At 51.9% G+C, this 1,173-nt stretch carries 1 protein-coding gene and 1 riboswitch; the gene reads right to left on the reverse strand.

The features are described 5' to 3' along the window. Positions 1 to 278 precede the first annotated feature (278 nt). On the reverse strand, positions 279 to 830 hold the full coding sequence (locus tag IT084_RS17580; RefSeq protein WP_195714181.1) for a GbsR/MarR family transcriptional regulator: 552 nt from the start codon (positions 828 to 830) through the stop codon (positions 279 to 281). 244 nt (positions 831 to 1,074) lie between these two features. After that, positions 1,075 to 1,162, forward strand: a riboswitch (cyclic di-GMP riboswitch). Positions 1,163 to 1,173 lie beyond the last annotated feature (11 nt).

The following is a 1,173-nucleotide window of genomic DNA, read 5'->3' on the forward strand; positions in this document are numbered from 1 at the left end:
CAATTTACCGACCTGGGACTGTGCGATGTTTGCAGCAAGTGTGCTTTGGGACCGTGCGCCACGGGTCCCGCTTAATGATTGGCGGGAATCAAGCCGGATTCCGGTAGTGCCGGTTTAACTCGGAGGCGTAATGAACACCGAGGGTGCTGCTGTTTTGTTCAATCCACTCGCTCAGGCGGGTCCGGCCGGTGGGGGGATGGTCGGAAACCAGCAGGTTGGCCGTTAGTCCCTTCTACGCTCCACTCCGCAATCTGCTCCCGCATCAAGCGCACCTCCAATCAATAGCCGGGTGTTTTTAGCCCGTCACCTGGAACCAGCAGCTTAACCATTTCCACCATGGCTTTAAACCGGTCCGGGATCATGGCCAGGGCGGTTTCCACCAGGCTATCCAATAGTTGATAAAATTCCCGTAGCGCTGTTAACCGCTCAATAACAATTTCCCGTTCAGGGGATGGTTTCGCCTGCCCGGCCAGCCGGGCGCTTTCCTCCACCAGCGCGAAGGACTGGTCAAACTCGGGTTTATGTCGCAACCCCAACACGGAGTGGGTAATTTTCCAAAAGTCGGTTTCGGCTTCAAAAAACACCCGCCGGTCTCCTTTTTGCCGGGACCGCCTCACCAGGCCCAGGTGTTCCAGTTGCCGGACGGCAACGCTGATGTTGCCCTTGGTCACCCGCAGCCGGCGCGCCACCTCCTCCAGGGACAACGGTTCCGCGCTGAGGTACAACACGGCATACATTTCACCAGCGGTCTTGCCCAACCCCCAGAAAGCGCTTTGCCGTCCCAGCGCCTGAATTAAAGCATCCCGCGCGCGTTCAAGATTATTGGCCATCGTAAACCTCTTTATTTTATATCGTTTAGAACTTTCTAAACGTATTGTATGCTGGTTTTGTGTATAAGTCAAGATATTTCCGGTAGCCATTTTCGTTGCGAATGGCTCAAAGGAACCACATCAAAAAATTACTGGCCAGTCCTGTGTCGGAATTCTTCGCAATAACTCGCAATAAGATTGGTTAATTTAATAGCATTTTATAGTATAATTATGTCGAATCTCCTATTAAGTCAATAAATGGTAGTTAAGAAAAAGGCAAACTCATCGAAAGATGAGGACGCAAAACCACGGGTCTAATGCAGGATTACTGCGATGATAGCCGGGTTGCCGAATGCTCATGCAC

Origin of the sequence: Desulfallas sp. Bu1-1 (assembly GCF_015594625.1) — a bacterium.
GTDB lineage: Bacteria > Bacillota > Desulfotomaculia > Desulfotomaculales > Desulfallaceae > JADNRQ01.

Excerpts from the sequence above, each read along its gene's own strand:
- IT084_RS17580 (WP_195714181.1), bottom strand. The coding sequence starts at position 830 with ATGGCCAATAATCTTGAACGCGCGCGGGATGCTTTAATTCAGGCGCTG.